Origin of the sequence: Bradyrhizobium sp. CCBAU 53421 (assembly GCF_015291625.1) — a bacterium.
GTDB lineage: Bacteria > Pseudomonadota > Alphaproteobacteria > Rhizobiales > Xanthobacteraceae > Bradyrhizobium.
This window is the reverse complement of sequence record NZ_CP030047.1, coordinates 2580455-2597183: the sequence shown is the minus strand read 5'-3', so window position 1 is coordinate 2597183 and position 16729 is coordinate 2580455. Positions and strand designations below refer to the sequence as shown.

Sequence of the window (16729 nt, the reverse complement as noted above, 5' to 3'; positions counted from 1 at the left end):
GCCGAATTCGTTAACGCGGTGTTTCGCCGGCAGCCGTGCTTCTGGTCAGCACTCCACGACGTTCACCGCGAGCCCGCCCTGCGAGGTCTCCTTGTATTTGGACTTCATGTCCTCGCCGGTCTGCAGCATCGTCTTGATGACGGCATCAAGCGATACATAGTGCTTGCCATCACCACGCAGCGCCATTCGGGCGGCGTTGATGGCCTTGACGGCGCCCATCGCGTTGCGCTCGATGCAAGGGATCTGCACCAGGCCCCCAACGGGATCGCAAGTGAGACCGAGATTGTGCTCCATCCCGATCTCGGCAGCGTTCTCGACCTGGGCAGGGGCACCGCCGAGCACGGCCGTCAGGCCGCCTGCGGCCATCGAACAGGCCACGCCGACCTCGCCCTGACAGCCAACTTCAGCGCCGGAGATCGATGCATTCGCCTTGTAGAGCATGCCGATCGCAGCCGCGGTGAGCAGGAACGTCACGACGCCGTCGTCGGTCGCGCCCGGACAGAACTTGACGTAGTAGTGCAGCACCGCCGGGATCACGCCGGCCGCGCCGTTGGTCGGAGCGGTCACGATCCGTCCACGCGCCGCATTCTCCTCATTCACCGCCATCGCGAAGGCGTTGACCCAGTCCATCGCCGCCAGCGGATCGACGCTCTCGGTGTCGCTGTTGCGGGCCGACAGTTCGCGGTAGAGCGCCGGTGCGCGACGGCGAATGCTCAGCGGCCCGGGCAACGGTTCGGCCGCGCCGGTATTGTCGATGCCGAAGCCGCGGTCGACGCATTGCTTCATCGTCTCCCAGATCTTCAGGAGGCCGGCACGGACGTCTGCGTCGGTGCGATGAACGCACTCATTGGCCAGCACCATCTCGGCGATCGAGCGGCCGCTCGACTGCGCGCGTGCAACCAGCTCGGCGCCGGTGCCGAACGGATACGGCCAGACCGGGAGCTCGGCGCTTGCGCCGCCAGCCACGTCGCCAAGGCCACGCTCGATCACGAATCCGCCGCCGACCGAGAAGTAATAGCGTTCCGCCAGCAGACCGCCGTCGGCCGCGAACGCCACGAGGCAGATTCCATTGGGATGTTCCGGTAGTGCGCTGTCGGGCTTGAACACGATATCGCGCCCGCGCCGGAACGGGACCGGATGAACATTGAGCAGCCGCAGCTCGCCGGAGCGCCGGATGTCCGCAAGCTGCGGCGCCACCTGGGCCGGATCGACCGTATCGGGCTTTTCGCCGAGCAGGCCGAGGATCACGCCGAGATCGGTCGCATGCCCTCGCCCGGTCGCGCCCAGCGAGCCATAGAGATCGGCGCGTATCTGCACCGTCCTGGAAAGCAGGCCGTCGCGCTCGAGCGCGCGGACGAATTGCCCGGCCGCACGCATCGGCCCCACCGTGTGCGAACTCGAGGGGCCGATGCCGATCTTGAATATGTCGAAGACCGAAAGCATCAGGCAGCAGGCAATTGTTGCTTGACGAGCTCGACCCAATACGCGGCGCCCAGCGGCAGGATGGCGTCATTGAAATCATAGTACGGGTTGTGCAGCGGCGGATCATTGGCGGTCTCGCCCGCGCCGATGCAGATATAGGCACCCGGGCACTCCTGCAGCATGAACGCAAAGTCCTCCGATCCCATCGCCGGCTTGATGTCGGTTTGCACCTGTTCAACGCCGACGAGATTTGCGGCGGCCGACGCCGCGGCATTCGTTTCGGCGGGTGTGTTGATCACTCCCGGATAACCTCGCATGTAGCTCAGATCGATCTTCGCACCATGACTTTGCGCCACGCCGGCGCAGACCTGCTTCATGGCGGCCTCGACCTGATTCTGTATCTCGGCGTCCAGCGTTCTGACTGTGCCGCGCAGTGTAACGGTTTCGGGCACCACGTTCCAGGTGTCGCCGCCATGGATCTGGGTGACGCTCACGACAGCGGCGTCCATTGCACCGATGCGGCGGCTCACGATGCCCTGCAGCGCGGAGACGAGATCGGCCGACACCAGGACCGAGTCGATGCCCTTTTCCGGCGTCGCGGCATGGCAACCGCTTCCGGTCACCACGATCTCGAAAGTATCGAGAAAGGCCGTCGCAATGCCGGTCCGGATCGCGAATTTCCCGCGCGGGATATTCGGGATGTTGTGCATCCCGTAGACCGCATCGGCGGGAAACAACTTGAATAGCCCCTCCTCGACCATCTTCTTGCCGCCGCCTTCATTCTCCTCCGCAGGCTGGAAAACGAAATGGACGGTGCCGCGGAACGGCCGGTGACGGGCGAGCTGCACGGCAGCGCCAAGCAGCATTGTGGTGTGGCCATCATGGCCACAGCCGTGCATCTTGCCGGCACGGGTCGACTTGTGGGTGCGGTCCCCGAGTTCCTGGAGATCGAGCGCGTCCATGTCGGCGCGCAGCGCGATCGTCGGGCCTTCGCCGTTCGTTAGCGTTCCGACCACGCCGGTGCCGCCGAGGCCGCGGTGGACCGGAATCTGCATCTCCATCAGCGCATCGGCGACGAGCTGGGCGGTGCGGTGCTCTTGGAACGCGGTTTCCGGGTTGGCATGGATGTCGTGACGCCAATCCAGCATCCGGGCACAGATATCGTCGGCGATTCCATATTCCTTTGACATGCGTAGGCTCACCTGTCCGTTGGCTAGCGATGGAAAAATTCTGCGATCAATGTCGCGCCGAGGAACGTGCCCGCGGCGGCGGTCAGCGAGACCACCACGATACGCCAGCTCAGCCTCCTGAAGATCGGAAGATCCTTGGCGACCGAGAAGCCGGCGAGCGTCAGCACGGGCGTCGTGAAAGCGAGGAAGTTCAGCTTGTCGACCGAGCCGATCATCGCGCTCGAGAACGGCAGCAGGCCGGGAATGCCGAGCACAGTGGTGACCACGACAAGGATGAGAATGTGCGGCACTTTCGACAGCAGACGGGCAAGGACGTCGACCAGCAGCACGACCGCGAGCACGACCAGGAGACCCGCCCCCGATTCCAGCAGCGGAACCTTGTAGGTGAGCGAATTTCCGATCAGGACGCCGCCCGCGACGGTGATCCAGGCGAGCAGCGAGTCGGAGAAACCGAACGTGCCGTGCTTGGTCTCGGCGGCGCTGGCGATCGAGGGCCCGAGGTCGCCCGACGCGAAGTTCGAGAACCGGCCGAGCACCGGCTCCAGCCTGTCATACAGCCAGGAGCACACCGGCAGCGAGAAGAACAGGGCGAAATAGAAGCCGAGGACGGCGGTCATCAGGTTCGCCGCCGAGGCGATCGCAATAAGCTCCTTCGCCATCTCGGGCGGATTGTGGCCGTTGATGGTGCCTATCGCGGCCGCCATCATGCTGCCCGAGCCGACGCCTGCGCCCATCGCAAGCGACCGCGGATCGAAGATGTGCAGGCTGGCGACAAAGCCGGCCAGCAGCGCGATGAAGAGCGCGCCGAGCACGGTGCCCGTGATGTACTCGGCCAGCACACCGCGCCCCTCGGCGGAGTTCATGCCGTATTTCTCGCCGATGATCACCATGTTGCCTTCACGGCCGATCGAGAAGGTCGCGCCGACCGCTTCGCGCTTGACCCCAAGCAGGAGCGCGATCGGCAGGCCAAGCACCAGCGTGCCGAAGGTGTGCCCGAGCTCCTGGAAGATCAGCGCCCAGCCGGCCTTCTGCACCTCCGGCAGCGCGCCGCCGACCGTGAAGGCCATCTTGATTACAAAGAGCAGCAGACCTGCGTTGAGCAATTGTCCCGCGTAGGTCTGCAAGCCTGGCCCGATCCGCGCGGCGGCAGGCAGAAAGCGTGCCGAGAGGCCCCAGGCGGCCGCGATCAGCAGCGCCCACACCATCGGCTGAAGCAGCACCTTGCCCGGCCCGATCTGGAACTGGACGATCCCGACCGTCTCGGCGACGGCAACGATAATCAGAACGGCAACCAACAGCGTGAGCTTGCCGGTAGCCGCGGGATCGACCGCCTTGGCGGGAAGGTCTGCGGAAGGAGAAGAGGTCGACGTCATGGTGCTGGACACCTCCAGAAAATGATTGCGAGGCAATGCGGTGAACGGTGAACCAACTTGCCCGTGCAGCATCGGGGAGAAGGCGCCTTGCATCAATGATCGTGGTATCCCGTTTTTGTTGCATTTTTTGCAACATTGGCCGAACGAATATCCGGCCGGCGAAAGCCGGCTTGACCGCGATCGTTGCCGTCATGGATGCGAGCGGCGCGAGGATGGCGAAGCCGTTCCTCGGATAGTGCCCCGTGCTACTCGATCGCGCCGGGCGCCCCGCCCGGTTCGAGCTTCTGCACGTCCGCCACATTGACGCCGAGCACGACGATGTCGTGCGTCTTGCCCTGAAGGTCCTTTACCTGATCACGCAACAGCGCCTCGGCGCGGAAGCCGAGTGCCTCGAAAATCGCGATCGCGCGGGTCTGGTCCGATGTCATCTGCACGGTCAGGCGTTCCAGGCCCATCGACAGCGCGAGGTCAAAGGCCTCATTGGAAAGTGCCCGTCCGATGCCGGTGCCGCGCACGTGCGAGGAGATCACGGTCCTGATCTCGCCGACATGGGCTGACCACGACATCGGGTCCCGCACGATCGTGCCGCACCCCACCACGATGTCGTCCTTGACCACCAGCAGGCTGACGATCGAGCCGCGCTCGATCTCCTTGATCCATGCCGAGAGCACCTTCGGTTCACGGATATTCCGCGGCAGGAAAAGCATGTCATGCACGGCAAGCGCGTTGGCAAATTTCAGGACGGCGGCCTCGTCGGCAGGCCCCATCAACCGAAACTCGACGTCCCCGCTCTCGAAGTTGACGCGACGCGGATAGAATCGCATCTTGATGTTCCTCATGCAGATCACTCGCTCAATCAGAAATCCGGACTTCGCCGCAATCGGGGTCCGCAGCGTTTCTTCCAGCAGTCCTGCACGCGGGAGCCAGATCAAGCAAGCCGAGCGCACCGATGTCCGAATATAACCCCTGAGACGGCCTGTTTGCACCTTTCCGAACCACGATGAGCACAAGAGCCTGTTGCCAATGACCAATACAAACGCTTCCAGGGACGGCCACGAACGCCCGCTTCACGAGATGCTTCGCAGCCATGCCCGCGAGCGGCCGGAAAAACCGGCTTGCATCTGGTATGGCCGTGCCGTCACGTTTCTCGAGCTCGATCGTGCGAGGGACGCATTTGCGGCGCGCCTGCAGCAGCTCGGCGTTGCCAAGGGCGAGCCGGTCGCACTGTTCATGAACAACTGTCCGCAATACCTGATGGCGCAATACGGCATCCAGAAGATCGGCGCCATCGCCTCGCCCTGCGGGGCGCTGAACAAGGAGCACGAGCTCGCCTACCAACTCGACGATCTCGGCGCGCGCGTGATCGTCGCGGCCGAACCGCTATTGCCGATCGTGGATCAGGTCCGTGACAAGACCAAGCTCGAGCATGTCTTCGTGGTCCGCTACCCGGACCTGCTGCCCGAGCAGCCGCCGATCGGCGTTCCGGACGAACTGCTCGCATCCGGCTCCCGACCGGCCAGTACGGCCGGCGAGGTCGAGGACTTCCTCTCCGTCGTTGCAAGCGGTGCATCGCCCCGCGATGTCGCGATCGACATGAACGACACGGCGCTGATGATCTACACCTCGGGCAGCACGGGCCGGCCCAAGGGGGCGATGCTGTCCTATCGCAACGTCATCTTCAAGACGGCTGCGACCGTGAACTGCAACGGGATCGGCACCGACGACGTCCTGCTCTCGATCGCGCCGCTTTATCACATTGCGGGCATGGTGATGGGCGTGAATGCACCGGTCTACGCCGGCGCGACGTCCGTGCTGCTGTACCGGTTCGACCCGCTCGTGACGGCACAGGCGATCGACCGCTATCAGGTGAGCTGGTGGTACAGCGTCGCGCCGATGAACGTCGCGGTCACGCAGCTCCCGAACATTTCCGACTTCAGGTTGGGGAGCCTCCGCGTCAATCCCGTGACCAGCTTCGGCATCGACTGGACCGAAGCGCTTGCCAGGCAATGGCAGGCGGTCGCGGCGAACTGCGAAAGTTTCGAGGCGGCGTACGGGCTGACCGAGACCCACACGGTCGATACCTTCATGCCGCGCAACGCAATCCGCTGGGGCACCCATGGCAGGCCGGTGCCCGGCAACGAGATCCGGATCGTCGATCCTGACTCCGGCGCGGACACGCCGGCCGGCGCCACGGGCGAAATCGTGATCCGTGGCCCGGGGGTGTTCAAGGGCTACCGCAATCGTCCCGATGCGACCGCGGAAGCGCTGCGCAATGGCTGGCTGCACACCGGCGACATGGGCCGCCTCGATGCCGACGGCTATCTGACCTTCATGGGACGCTTCAAGGAGATGATCAAGGTCTCCGGCTACAGCGTCTTCCCGGAGGAGGTCGAATCGATTCTGAACAAGCATCCCGACGTGGCGGCGTCGGCCGTGATCGGCGTGCCCGACGCAACGAAGGGCGAAGTGGTCAAGGCCTTCATCGTGCTGGCGCCGCGTGCCGAACTGGACACCGCCCGGCTCGCGGCATGGGCGCGCCAGAACATGGCGCCCTACAAGGTGCCGCGCGATGTCAGCTTCGTGACCGAGTTGCCGCGTTCACCGGCCGGCAAGCTGTTGCGGCGGCTGCTCAAGGACTGACGCAGAGCTGCCCGAACGGCCGATGGCGCCGGTCGGAAATCCCGATCGCCCATGGCGCGCAGGCCGCGCGGCAGATTGAGCTCGGCATTGAGAGCATCGAAGAACGCGGCGATGTCGGCGCTATCGGTCAGACCGAGCGCCTGCCTCAGCCGCGGCAGCTTGTCCGCGATCGCCGCGCCATTGTAGAGATCAGAGATCGGTGCGTTCTTCGGCAATGTCGCGACGCTGCTCCATGTTGAAGCGTCCCGCATAGATCGGCCGCCCGCCGGTGGTCGGACCGGGATACTGCACGATCAGGATATCGCCGCCGGTCACGGTCTCGAACTTGCCTTCGAAATGCGGGTCGGGATGAAAGATCATCGTGCCCGGCGAGTAGACATTGTCGTCGATCCGGAATTCGCCGCTCAGGATGTACCAGACCTGCGCGAACTCGTGATTGTGGATCGGATGATGCGCGCCCGGCTCCAGCCGCAGGATGCCCGCGTTCGGCTCGGTCGGCCGCTCCGGCCGCGGGTGGAACAGCATCTTGCCGGTCTCGCCTGGCCAGCGGATGGTCTCCCACTCGACATCGTCGATGTGCTTCGCCTCATACGGCAGGTGCCTGCCGGTCGCGGTTGCGGTCTGCATGGATCAGTCTCCTTGGGGCTTGCTCTTGGGTGATCGGGGCGGGACGGCGGCGCTCGGCACGCGCCACCAGTCGAAATGCTCGACCTTCTGCGGCGACTTCGCGACCACCATCAGGATGCGCGCTTCGTCCTCGCCGATGTTGTCGGCGCGATGCGGCAGCTCGGAATTGAGGAAGATGCCTTCACCGGGCGAAAGATCGAACACCTCGGCGCCGACGTGGAAGCGGATGCGACCGCTGATCACGTAGCAGTATTCCTGCCCTGGATGCGACACCATCAGATCCATCCGGTTCTTGCGCGGGAACGAGAGGTGGAACACCTCCAGATCGTCGTTCGGCATGCCGCCTGCGAACAATCGCCAGCGATAGCCGGTGCTCGGGATGCTCTGGTCTTCACCATCGTCGCCGTGGCGATGCAGCGTGACGTGGCTGCGCGATTGGTCCTGCGGCGCGGCGAACAATTCGCTGACGCCAATGTCGAGCGCCTGCGCGATCTGAATCAGATTGGCAACGGAGCTCGACACCTGACCGCGCTCGAGGCGCGACACGAAGGCGGCGGACAGCCCGGTGGTGTCGGCCAGCTCCTTCAGCTTCATGCCACGCTCCTCCCGCAGCGAGCGAATGCGTGCTCCAAGCCTCGCCAGCGTCTCGTCCTGCGTTTTCATTGCTCCGACCCTCTCTCGAATTTGCTTCCCTGTCAATAAAAATTGCTATACACGCAATTTTCGCTGCACCTGATGTTGAGGCTGGGGGGGGGAATCCCAAGGGTTCTCCACATCGGCACGCAAGCGAATTGCGTATCACGCAACAAAACCAAACGGCAAACAACGCGACCTCCGGAGGAGCACCCGACCATGACAACGACTCTCAGGACCTTATGCGCGGCGATGACCGCGACGTTGCTGCACATTCACGTCGCGCACGCGGGAATGTCCGACGATGTGATCCGCATCGGAGTCCTCAACGACCGCTCCGGCGCCTATGCCGACCTCGGCGGCGAAGGCTCGGTGGTCGCAGCGAAGATGGCGGCGGAGGAGTTCGGCAACAGCATCGGCGGCGTGCCGGTCGAGATCGTCTCGGCCGATCATCAGAACAAGCCGGACATCGGGCTTGGCATCGTGCGGCGCTGGTTCGACACGGAGAAGGTCGATGCCATCGCTGACATTTCCAATTCAGGCGTCGGCTTCGCGGTGACCGCTCTCGCCAAGGAGCGCAACAAGATCGTGCTCAACGCGTCGGCCTCCTCGGACTTCACCGGCAAGGCCTGCACCCGGACCTCGTTCCAGTGGGTCTACACCAGCTATACCAACGGCTACGGCCTCGCGCGGGTGCTCACGGCGCAGAAGCTCGACAGCTGGTTCCTGATCACGGTGGACTATTCGTTCGGCCACGCCTTCGCCGCCGACATGCGCCGCGCGGTCGAGAACGGCGGCGGCAAGGTGATCGGCGAGGTGCGCCACCCGCTCAACACCGCCGACTTCAGTTCGGTGCTGCTGCAGGCGCAGGCGTCCGGCGCCAAGGTGATCGCGCTGGCCAACGCCGGCGCCGACATGACCAACTCGGTGAAGCAGGCGGCCGAGTTCGGCATCACCCGCGGGCAGGCCTTGGTGGCACCGACCGTATTCCTCACCGACGTCGACGCGATGGGTCTTGCCTCCGCGCAGAACCTGCAGTTCGTCACCGCATACTACTGGGACCGCGATGCCGAGTCGCGGGCGTGGGCCAACAAGTTCTTTGAGAAGGTTGGGCGGATGCCGACCATGACCCAGGCCGGCGTCTATTCCGCCGTCCGTCACTATTTGCGTGCGGTGCAGGCCGCAAATTCCGACGATGGCCTCGCCGTCGCAGCCAAGATACGCGAATTGCCGGTTGCCGACGCGTTTGCGCGCGGCACGGTCCGTGCGGACGGCCAGTTCGTGCACGACATGTACCTGGCGCGCGTCAAGACACCGGCGGCCTCGAGCCGACGTTGGGACTACTACAATATCGTCGCGACGATTCCCGCCGAGCAGGCATTCCGCCCGCTCGGCGAGGGTGGCTGTGAGTTGGTCTCGCAATAGCGACGCCGGCGGACGGTGGCCGACACCACCGTCCGCCAATCGTGGATTCAATCCAACGGACGACCGCGTGTCTCCGGCACGAAACAGATCGCGACGACGAATGCGAAGCCGGACACGATCACTGGATACCACAATCCGAAGTACGGATTGCCGGAATACACATTCATCGCCGAGACGACGAAGGACAGCATACCTCCGACCCAGCCGGCGCCCACATGGAACGGAAACGAGAGCGAGGTATATCGAATGCGCGCCGGAAACAGCTCGACCATGAAGGCTGCCATCGGGCCGTATACCATCGCCAGATAGAGCACGAGCACGAACAGGAGCCCGAATACCGCGGGGCGATTGATCTTCGAAAGATCCGCGGACGACGGCCACCCCGCTGAGACCAACGCCTGCTTGAGGCTGTCGGGGTTGACCCCCTCGACGACCCGTCCCGCGATTCTGACCGTGGTCGGTGCGCCCGGAGCTGCCTGCTCCGATCGATACTGGACGCCAAGATCTGTCAGAAATCCGGTGACCTTGTCGCATTCCGTGGTGGCCTCGACAAACAGACGGAAATGGCAGTCGCGCGCCGTGACGACAATGTCGGTGCGCTCGAGGAAGCGCTCCAGGGCCGGATTTGCATAGTGGGTCAAGCCTTTGAAGATCGGCTGGATGGTGACAGCCGCCAGCAGGCAAGCCAACGCCATGATGGGCTTGCGGCCGATGCGATCGGACAACCAACCGAAGAAGACATAGAGCGGCGTGACCACCACCAGGGCGGGCCCGATCAGCAGCTGTACGTCGTCCATCGGCACTTTCAGGGTCTTGTTGAGGAAGAACATCGAATAGAAATGCCCGGTGCCGAAGATCGCGCCAAGACCTGCAGCAACGACGAACAACAGAACGACGTATTTGAGGTTTGCCGCGCGCGTAAAGCTCTCCGTGACCGGCGCCTTGGACGTTGCGCCCGCGGCCTTCATTCTCTGGAACGTAGGTGACTCGTGCAGCTTCGCCCGAAAGTAGACCGACACGACAAGCAAGAGCAGCGACAGCACGAATGGCAGGCGCCAGCCCCAAGCGTGGAACTGCGTATCGGAAAGAATGAGCTTCAGCCCGAACACGACAATGATGGAACTCAGAAGCCCAAGCGTCGCGGTGGTCTGAAGTGAGCTGGTGTATGCTCCACGCCGGTTCACCGGCGAGTGCTCCGCGACATAGGTCACGGCTCCGCCAACTTCGCCGCCGAGCGCCAGGCCTTGCAGCAAGCGGCAAAGCACGAGCCCGTATGTCGCAGCAATTCCGATCTGATCGTAGGTCGGAAGCAGCCCCACGCCGACCGTGGCGACGCCCATCAGGATAATGGTCACCAGAAACGTCTTCTTGCGTCCGACCATGTCTCCGAGGCGACCGAAGAACAGCGCGCCGATCGGGCGAATGAGGAAACCGGCACCAAACGTTGCGAGGCTTGCGAGGAACGCCGCCGTCTCATTGCCCTTCGGAAAGAAGAGGTGTCCGAGCTGAACTGCAAGAGCCGCGTAGATGTAGAAGTCGTACCACTCGAGAAGCGCGCCGAAGGACGACGCCAATACGACCTTTTTCTCTTCGGCGGTCATTGCGGAAGTCGCGCGAATGGCGCTCGCAGGATGCAGCGTGTCCGTCATCGTCCCCTCACCTCTCTTGTTATGTCTTGCCGCTAGCGGGTATTTGTGCCGCCAGTCACGGCAGCAGAACTGGCAGTCCTGGCCTCCACGAGCTTCAACGTTTCGGAGAGGTCCATGACGACGGCGTACTTCTCCGACATGTCGAACAGGTTCGCCTCGTGCGGACCGATCGCGCGGTCGCCGACGCAATCCCTGACCACCAGCGGAAGGAAGCCCAGCGACATCGCGTCAACGACGCTTGACCGCACACAACCGCTGGTCACGCAACCGGCGATCACAAGGGTGCGGACGCCGCGCTGCGTCAGCCATGGTCCCAGTCCTGTCGCAAAGAACGCCGACGGCACGGTCTTTCTGACGACCAGTTCACCCGGCTTCGGCGCAAGTTGCGGAACGATCGCACTGTTGGACGACGCCTCCTTCAGCGTGAGCAGCCCCGGCACCTTCATCGCGAACACGTTGCGGTCGGCATCGTCGTCGGCGAATACGATCCTCGAATGCGCGACCGGCCACCTTCGCCGGCGCGCTTCGCCCAGCAGTCCGATCGTCCTCTCCATGGCGGCAGCGATGTTGCCACCGCCGAAAACGGCGGGATCGAGAAATCCGTTGACGAAATCGACGATCAGCAACCCGAATGGCGCATCAAGATCCAGCTCCTGGCCGAAGCCCTGCCGGCGATATGTCGCCCTGTCGTCGGTCATTCGGCGGCCTCCCGAACCGGTCCTCCATCGAGCACCTTTCCGTTTCGGACGACCTCCTCCCCGTCGAGCGCAATCGTGCAGTTTCGCATCGGAATATCGATGTGGCAGGCCGTGGTCCGGCTGCCTCCGGCCTCGTTGTTCGGGCCGAACGAGAACAGGAAATTGCCTTCGAACGCCCGGGCGTCCATGCCGATCGTGGCCTCCCGGTCATAGAGACCGAGCGTCGACCACTTGGCTCGCGGCTGCAGCCCCCAGCCGATATGCGACATCGCATATGCGTCTCGATCGTTGTACGAGGCCATGTACTCGCTCAGAATCTCGGCATCGACGCCGCCCTCGATCGAGGTCACAAAGCCGTTCTCGATTCTGAAATGGATACGATCTTGGATGTAGGACTTCATCGGGAGCAGGATATCGCCCCGCTCCATCACGATCGTTCCATCGGCCTCGCCCTCATTGGCCCAGGTCAAGGCGAAGCCGCTCGGCCAATGATCCCACCGCCCGGGCTCGTCGACGAAACCATATTCGCTGATGGCCGGGAACTGCCCGAGCTTGAAGCGGACGTCTGTGCCGGCCGGCGACGTCACATGCATCTCCTTCGCCTTGCCGAGCTTCGCACTCGCGGCGGCGACGCGCGCACGGTCGGCCATTGTCGGCACCATCCGAACCAGGACTTCCGGCGGCTCGACGGCGAGCAGGATTTTCGTTCCCGCCTTGAGGATCTCGTGCTGTTCGGGAGAGAACAGCAGGGTCATCAGGTCGAGGACGAGGTCGCTCTCCTTTAGTGCCGCGATCGCCGCGCGGTTCCCCGTCAGCGGCGTCGTCCCGAGATAGGCCAGCGAGTCGCGGCTCAAGGCCTTCTCGCCGTTGACCGGCAGCAGATCGAGCCGGTTGACGATTGCACCCATCGAGGCAGCCGCGAGGATCGCGGTCGACAGGGTCTGCGGATGCGTCGACGAGCTGGTGAGCACAGTGACGAGTTGGCCTCGTTCCAGCTTGGACAACGAGAGAACCTGCTTCCAGGCCTGTATCAGATCGTGATCACTGACCGACATGTTGCTTCTCCTTGCTGATTGCGGCGTCCAGCGGAACGCCAAGAAACTCCTCAAAGGCGGCGTAGAACCCCATCTCGTCATCCCATGGAATCATGTGCCCAGCGTCGACGACGCGCGTGATCGAGGCGCTCGGCAACAGCCGCCGGATTTCGGCGATGTCCTCATCGCGAATGACGTCACCGCGTCCCGCAGCGATCAGCCGGACGGGAACGGTGATCCGTTCGAGATCGCCGTGAATGTCGTCCTTGTGGAATCCGTCAAAGCTCTCGCGCACCGCGCGCTCATCACAGGTGTGCAGCCACTCCGCACGCAGCTTCAGCTGATCATCGGTCCATGTCGGGCAGAACGCCCGCATCTTTTCAGCGCTGCAGCCGGCAACCGCAAGCCGAATTGAATCGACGTACCAATCGAGCTTCGCCGGATAGGCACGCCGGCCCGGTCCCGAGACCGGCGGATCCACCAGGACTAGCCTCGCCAGTCCGGGCAATCCGCTGCGTGCCGCACGAACGGCAATCCGGGCCCCCATCGAGTGGCCGACCACGGTGTAGCGTGGCAGTTTCAACGCCGCAGCCAGCTCGGCCAGATCGGCAGCCTGCGCATCCAGGCTGTAGTCGAGAGCGGGGCCTGACTGCGACAGTCCGCGGCCTCTGATATCGAGGACGTAGGTCTCGAACTCGTATCCAAACCGTTCGCCGACGAACCCCCAGGTGATGGCTGGACTGGTGATGCCCGGCAGGATGATGACCGGATCACGCCCTGCCCGCGCCTGCCCATAGAGCAGGTAGTGCAGCCGGACTCCGTTGGCCCGGACGTTTGCGCCGTGTCGGAATGTACTCATCCGGCGGCCTGCAGTTTTGCATTGGGACCGGCCGCGGCCTTGTTACCAAAGGCGCCCGAGAGCAATGCGCCGGCACCCGGCACCCGCGTGTTCAGATCGAGCGCCGTCAGCATGGCGTAAGTGGTCGCGACCGCGGCGGTGATCACAGGCTTGCCGGTTCTTGCCTCGACCTCGGCGATCGAAGGCAGCGACGGCATCTGGACGCACGCCGACAACACGACCGCGTCGGCGTCCTTGAGGTCCATCCCCGCCACGATCTTCGGCAGGTTCGCCGGGTCGTGGCGACCGACCATGATGTTGTCCGGAATCTCGAGCGCCCGGGAATCGGAGACCTTGATCCCCTCATGCTCGATGTAGTCGATGACAAGCTGCGTCAGCGGCTTCATGTACGGCGCGACGACGGCAATGCGCTTGGCGCCGATGACATGCAGCGCGTCGACAAGGGCACCGGCGCTGGTCACCACGGGGGCTGGCGCACCGTTCTCGACCGTGCGACCGTGGAGCCGCTCCTGCGAGACGCGGTGATACGACTTCCCCATGCTCATGATCGCGACCAGGCAGGCATAGCCGAGGACGTCGACACGCGCATCCGAGAGCTCGAGCGCGCAGCGATCGGACTCGCTATCCATCGCCGCGAGTTCCTCCTTCTTGACCGTCTTCATCCGCATCCGGCTCGAATGGAACGTGAAGCGCGTGCCGTGTGCGAGCGAATGCGCACCAAGCATCGCGGGAATTTCAGTCTCCATGGTCGTGTTCGAGCTCGGAACGATCTGACCGATGCGATAGACCTTCTGCATGTGGCGTCTCCTCGGCCGATCAGGCCAGCTTCAGAATGCGTTCGGCGTTCCGCGAGGACACCTGCGCGCGGACGACCTCGGATATCGGCGCGCGCTCGATGAAGTCAGCGGCGATCGCCGTCGACTCGTAGGGGTAGTCGACCGAAAACATCACGGCGTCGTTGCCCATCTCGGCAAGCGCGCAGGCAAGCGCGGCAGACGAGCAGACGCCCGACGTCGTGATGAAGATGTTGCGTCCGAAATATTCGGACGGCTTGTGCGCAAGCCGAACGCCATGCGGATACACCGCAAAGCGGCTGTCGAACCGCCAGAGCAGCATCGGCAGTCCCTCGCCCATGTGGCCGAGGATGATCTTCAACCGCGGAAAGCGATCGAAGACTCCCCCGAACAGCAGCCTGAGCGCATGGGTCGCGGTCTCGACGCCCCACCCCCACACCGCGCCGGTGAGTTCGGGATGGCCGTCATAGGCTTGCGGCACCGGACTTGGGTCCGTCGGATGCAGATAGAGCGGCACATCCAGATGTTGCATCCGCTCCCAGAACGCGTCGTAGGCCGGATCGTCATAGTAGATCCCGCCCGTGTGACCATTGACCAGCGCTCCCTTGAAGCCGAGAACGTCGACGGCACGGGTCAGTTCGTTCGCAGCCGCCTTCGGGGAATGCATCGGCAGCGACGCGAAGCCGGCATAGCGGGCCGGATGCCGCTGAATCTGCTGCGCCAGATAGTCATTGCCTTCGGCGGCGCGCTGGATGGCGACGTCTATGTTGGTTTCGCCCTGGACGCCTGGTCCAGTCTGCGACAGCACGACCTTGTCGATTCCGGCCCGGTCCATCTCGCCCAGCCGCAGATCGTCGAAATCCCTAAGTTGGGACGACAGCCTGGCTTGCGCCGCGGAGTCCATGTGCTTCGTGAAGACCTTCGAATATTCCTCGAAGCCCGGCGCCGTGAAGTGCTCTTCAAGCGCGATCTTGCGAATTCTGGTCGACATGAACTGCTCCTTGCGGATATCGACGTGCGCGGATTCCGGTCACGACTGCGACGGACGCGACCGGGATCACCCTGACAATCACTTCACCAGGGGACATTCGCTTTCAGCCAAGGGCTTGAACGCCTCGGCCGCGGGGATAGTCGCCAGAACCTTGTAGTAGTCCCACGGCGCTTTCGACTCCGATGGCTTCTTCACCTCGACGAGGTACATGTCGTGAATCATCCGTCCGTCGGCGCGCACCGAACCGGTCTGCGTAAAGGCATCCCGTACCGGCAGCTCGCGCATCTTTTCGGCGACGGCGAGCCCGTCATCGGTGCCGGCCTCCTTCACCGCCTTCAGGTAGTGAAGCACGCCGGAATAGACGCCAGCCTGCGCCATGGTCGGCATCGCTTTGCGCTTCTTGTAGAACTTCTCCGCGAACGCACGGGTCTGGTCGTTCAAATCCCAGTAGTAGCCCGTCACGAAGGTGAGGCCCTGAGCGACCTGAAGACCGAGACTGTGCACGTCGGTGATGAATGTGACCGGCGTAACGATCGTCTGCCCGCCCTGCACGATCTGGAATTCATTGGCCTGCTTCACGGCATTGACCGTGTCGCCGCCGGCATTGGCGAACGCGATGACTTTCGCCTTGGAGGACTGAGCCTGAAGCAGGAAGGAGGAGAAATCCGGTGTGTTCAGCGGATGGCGCGCAGCGCCCACCACCTTGCCGCCGGCAGCCTTGACGGCTTTGGAGGCTTCCGCCTCGAGCGAAAGACCGAACGCATAGTCGACCGTCAGGAAGTACCAGGTGTCGAAGCCCTTCTTCACGAGAGCAGAGGCGACGCCCGCAGCATTCGAATAATTGTCGTAGGTCCATTGAAACCCGGTCGGCGAACAGGCCTTGCCGGTGAGGTCCATGGTTGCGGCCGTCGAATAGATCGCGATCTTCTTCTTCGCTCTTGCGACCTCCTGCACGGCCAGTGCCACGCCCGAGTTCGGGAAGTCGATCATCATGTCGACGTGATCAACGTCGAACCATCGACGCGCCAGCTGCGAACCGACGTCTGCCTTGTTCTGGTGATCTCCCGACATGACCTTGATCGGCTTGCCGATCACGGTTGGCCCGAACTCCTCCACCGCGATTTCCGCGGCCGCAACGGAGCCGGGCCCGCCGAGATCCGAGTAGACGCCGCTAAGGTCGTTGAGGACACCGATCGTCACGGCATCCGGGCCAGCCTTGGCCGGCCCCAGACCCGACATGAGGGTCAGCGCGAGAATTGATGATGCGAGCCTGTTCATGAGCCATCCTCCGTTTGCCTCGCGCGCCGCCATCTTATTGTTGTTATTCTCAGGTCAATCCTGGATTCGGCGGTACCGCCCGCGATAAAGAGATGTATACTGAGTAATTAGACGGC

At 63.5% G+C, this 16729-nt stretch carries 15 protein-coding genes; 2 read left to right on the top strand and 13 right to left on the bottom strand.

The annotated features are described in order from the left end of the window. Positions 1–45: 45 nt before the first annotated feature. From XH92_RS12265 to XH92_RS12250, 4 genes are all read right to left on the bottom strand, one after another. On the bottom strand, positions 46–1446 hold the full coding sequence (locus XH92_RS12265) for an L-serine ammonia-lyase (RefSeq protein ID WP_194461232.1): 1401 nt from the start codon (positions 1444–1446) through the stop codon (positions 46–48). Further along, positions 1443–2612, bottom strand: a complete 1170-nt coding sequence (locus XH92_RS12260) for a M20 aminoacylase family protein (RefSeq protein ID WP_194459435.1) — start codon at positions 2610–2612, stop codon at positions 1443–1445. Before XH92_RS12260 ends, XH92_RS12265 begins: the two co-directional genes overlap by 4 nt. 23 nt (positions 2613–2635) lie before the next feature. Further along, a complete protein-coding gene (locus tag XH92_RS12255) occupies positions 2636–3985 on the bottom strand; it encodes a DUF3100 domain-containing protein (RefSeq protein WP_194459434.1) in 1350 nt (449 codons plus the stop codon). 245 nt (positions 3986–4230) lie between these two features. Beyond that, positions 4231–4809 (bottom strand): GNAT family N-acetyltransferase, encoded by a 579-nt coding sequence (locus XH92_RS12250; protein ID WP_246788381.1) that lies wholly within the window; start codon positions 4807–4809, stop codon positions 4231–4233. A gap of 199 nt (positions 4810–5008) precedes the next feature. Between XH92_RS12250 and XH92_RS12245 the strand changes: the two genes are divergently transcribed. Beyond that, positions 5009–6625 (top strand): AMP-binding protein, encoded by a 1617-nt coding sequence (locus XH92_RS12245; RefSeq protein WP_194459432.1) that lies wholly within the window; start codon positions 5009–5011, stop codon positions 6623–6625. A gap of 189 nt (positions 6626–6814) precedes the next feature. Here XH92_RS12245 and XH92_RS12240 read toward each other — a convergent pair whose 3' ends face one another. Both XH92_RS12240 and XH92_RS12235 read right to left on the bottom strand, forming a co-directional pair. Continuing rightward, on the bottom strand, positions 6815–7252 hold the full coding sequence (locus tag XH92_RS12240) for a cupin domain-containing protein (RefSeq protein WP_194459431.1): 438 nt from the start codon (positions 7250–7252) through the stop codon (positions 6815–6817). Between the two features lie 3 nt (positions 7253–7255). After that, positions 7256–7915, bottom strand: coding sequence for a helix-turn-helix domain-containing protein (locus XH92_RS12235; protein WP_194459430.1), 660 nt, complete (start codon positions 7913–7915; stop codon positions 7256–7258). A gap of 189 nt (positions 7916–8104) precedes the next feature. Between XH92_RS12235 and XH92_RS12230 the strand changes: the two genes are divergently transcribed. After that, entirely contained in the window at positions 8105–9310 is a 1206-nt protein-coding gene (locus XH92_RS12230) for an ABC transporter substrate-binding protein (protein WP_194459429.1), read from the top strand. 47 nt (positions 9311–9357) lie between these two features. Here XH92_RS12230 and XH92_RS12225 read toward each other — a convergent pair whose 3' ends face one another. From XH92_RS12225 to XH92_RS12195, 7 genes are all read right to left on the bottom strand, one after another. After that, positions 9358–10911 (bottom strand): MFS transporter, encoded by a 1554-nt coding sequence (locus XH92_RS12225; RefSeq protein ID WP_210345580.1) that lies wholly within the window; start codon positions 10909–10911, stop codon positions 9358–9360. A gap of 80 nt (positions 10912–10991) precedes the next feature. After that, complete coding sequence (locus XH92_RS12220; RefSeq protein ID WP_194459428.1) at positions 10992–11657, bottom strand: isochorismatase family protein; 666 nt, start codon at positions 11655–11657, stop codon at positions 10992–10994. Beyond that, the gene (locus XH92_RS12215) at positions 11654–12712 is read right to left on the bottom strand and encodes a 2,5-dihydroxypyridine 5,6-dioxygenase (RefSeq protein WP_194459427.1); all 1059 of its coding nucleotides are present in this window, start codon (positions 12710–12712) and stop codon (positions 11654–11656) included. The genes XH92_RS12220 and XH92_RS12215 overlap by 4 nt, the downstream gene beginning before the upstream one ends. Further along, positions 12699–13550, bottom strand: a complete 852-nt coding sequence (locus tag XH92_RS12210) for an alpha/beta fold hydrolase (RefSeq protein WP_194459426.1) — start codon at positions 13548–13550, stop codon at positions 12699–12701. Before XH92_RS12210 ends, XH92_RS12215 begins: the two co-directional genes overlap by 14 nt. Next, complete coding sequence (locus tag XH92_RS12205; RefSeq protein WP_305825869.1) at positions 13547–14347, bottom strand: Asp/Glu racemase; 801 nt, start codon at positions 14345–14347, stop codon at positions 13547–13549. The genes XH92_RS12210 and XH92_RS12205 overlap by 4 nt, the downstream gene beginning before the upstream one ends. Before the next feature lie 19 nt (positions 14348–14366). Next, positions 14367–15335 (bottom strand): amidohydrolase family protein, encoded by a 969-nt coding sequence (locus XH92_RS12200; protein WP_194459425.1) that lies wholly within the window; start codon positions 15333–15335, stop codon positions 14367–14369. A 78-nt stretch (positions 15336–15413) separates the two neighbouring features. Beyond that, the gene (locus XH92_RS12195; RefSeq protein ID WP_194459424.1) at positions 15414–16613 is read right to left on the bottom strand and encodes an ABC transporter substrate-binding protein; all 1200 of its coding nucleotides are present in this window, start codon (positions 16611–16613) and stop codon (positions 15414–15416) included. Positions 16614–16729 lie beyond the last annotated feature (116 nt).

Bases quoted from the DNA above. Each gene is read 5' to 3' on its own strand.
- XH92_RS12220 (WP_194459428.1), bottom strand. From the start codon at position 11,657: ATGACCGACGACAGGGCGACATATCGCCGGCAGGGCTTCGGCCAGGAG.
- XH92_RS12225 (WP_210345580.1), bottom strand. From the start codon at position 10,911: ATGACCGCCGAAGAGAAAAAGGTCGTATTGGCGTCGTCCTTCGGCGCG.
- XH92_RS12245 (WP_194459432.1), top strand. From the start codon at position 5,009: ATGACCAATACAAACGCTTCCAGGGACGGCCACGAACGCCCGCTTCAC.
- XH92_RS12230 (WP_194459429.1), top strand. From the start codon at position 8,105: ATGACAACGACTCTCAGGACCTTATGCGCGGCGATGACCGCGACGTTG.
- XH92_RS12255 (WP_194459434.1), bottom strand. From the start codon at position 3,985: ATGACGTCGACCTCTTCTCCTTCCGCAGACCTTCCCGCCAAGGCGGTC.
- XH92_RS12260 (WP_194459435.1), bottom strand. From the start codon at position 2,612: ATGTCAAAGGAATATGGAATCGCCGACGATATCTGTGCCCGGATGCTG.
- XH92_RS12210 (WP_194459426.1), bottom strand. From the start codon at position 13,550: ATGAGTACATTCCGACACGGCGCAAACGTCCGGGCCAACGGAGTCCGG.
- XH92_RS12195 (WP_194459424.1), bottom strand. From the start codon at position 16,613: ATGAACAGGCTCGCATCATCAATTCTCGCGCTGACCCTCATGTCGGGT.
- XH92_RS12205 (WP_305825869.1), bottom strand. From the start codon at position 14,347: ATGCAGAAGGTCTATCGCATCGGTCAGATCGTTCCGAGCTCGAACACG.
- XH92_RS12215 (WP_194459427.1), bottom strand. From the start codon at position 12,712: ATGTCGGTCAGTGATCACGATCTGATACAGGCCTGGAAGCAGGTTCTC.
- XH92_RS12250 (WP_246788381.1), bottom strand. From the start codon at position 4,809: ATGCGATTCTATCCGCGTCGCGTCAACTTCGAGAGCGGGGACGTCGAG.
- XH92_RS12200 (WP_194459425.1), bottom strand. From the start codon at position 15,335: ATGTCGACCAGAATTCGCAAGATCGCGCTTGAAGAGCACTTCACGGCG.
- XH92_RS12235 (WP_194459430.1), bottom strand. From the start codon at position 7,915: ATGAAAACGCAGGACGAGACGCTGGCGAGGCTTGGAGCACGCATTCGC.
- XH92_RS12240 (WP_194459431.1), bottom strand. From the start codon at position 7,252: ATGCAGACCGCAACCGCGACCGGCAGGCACCTGCCGTATGAGGCGAAG.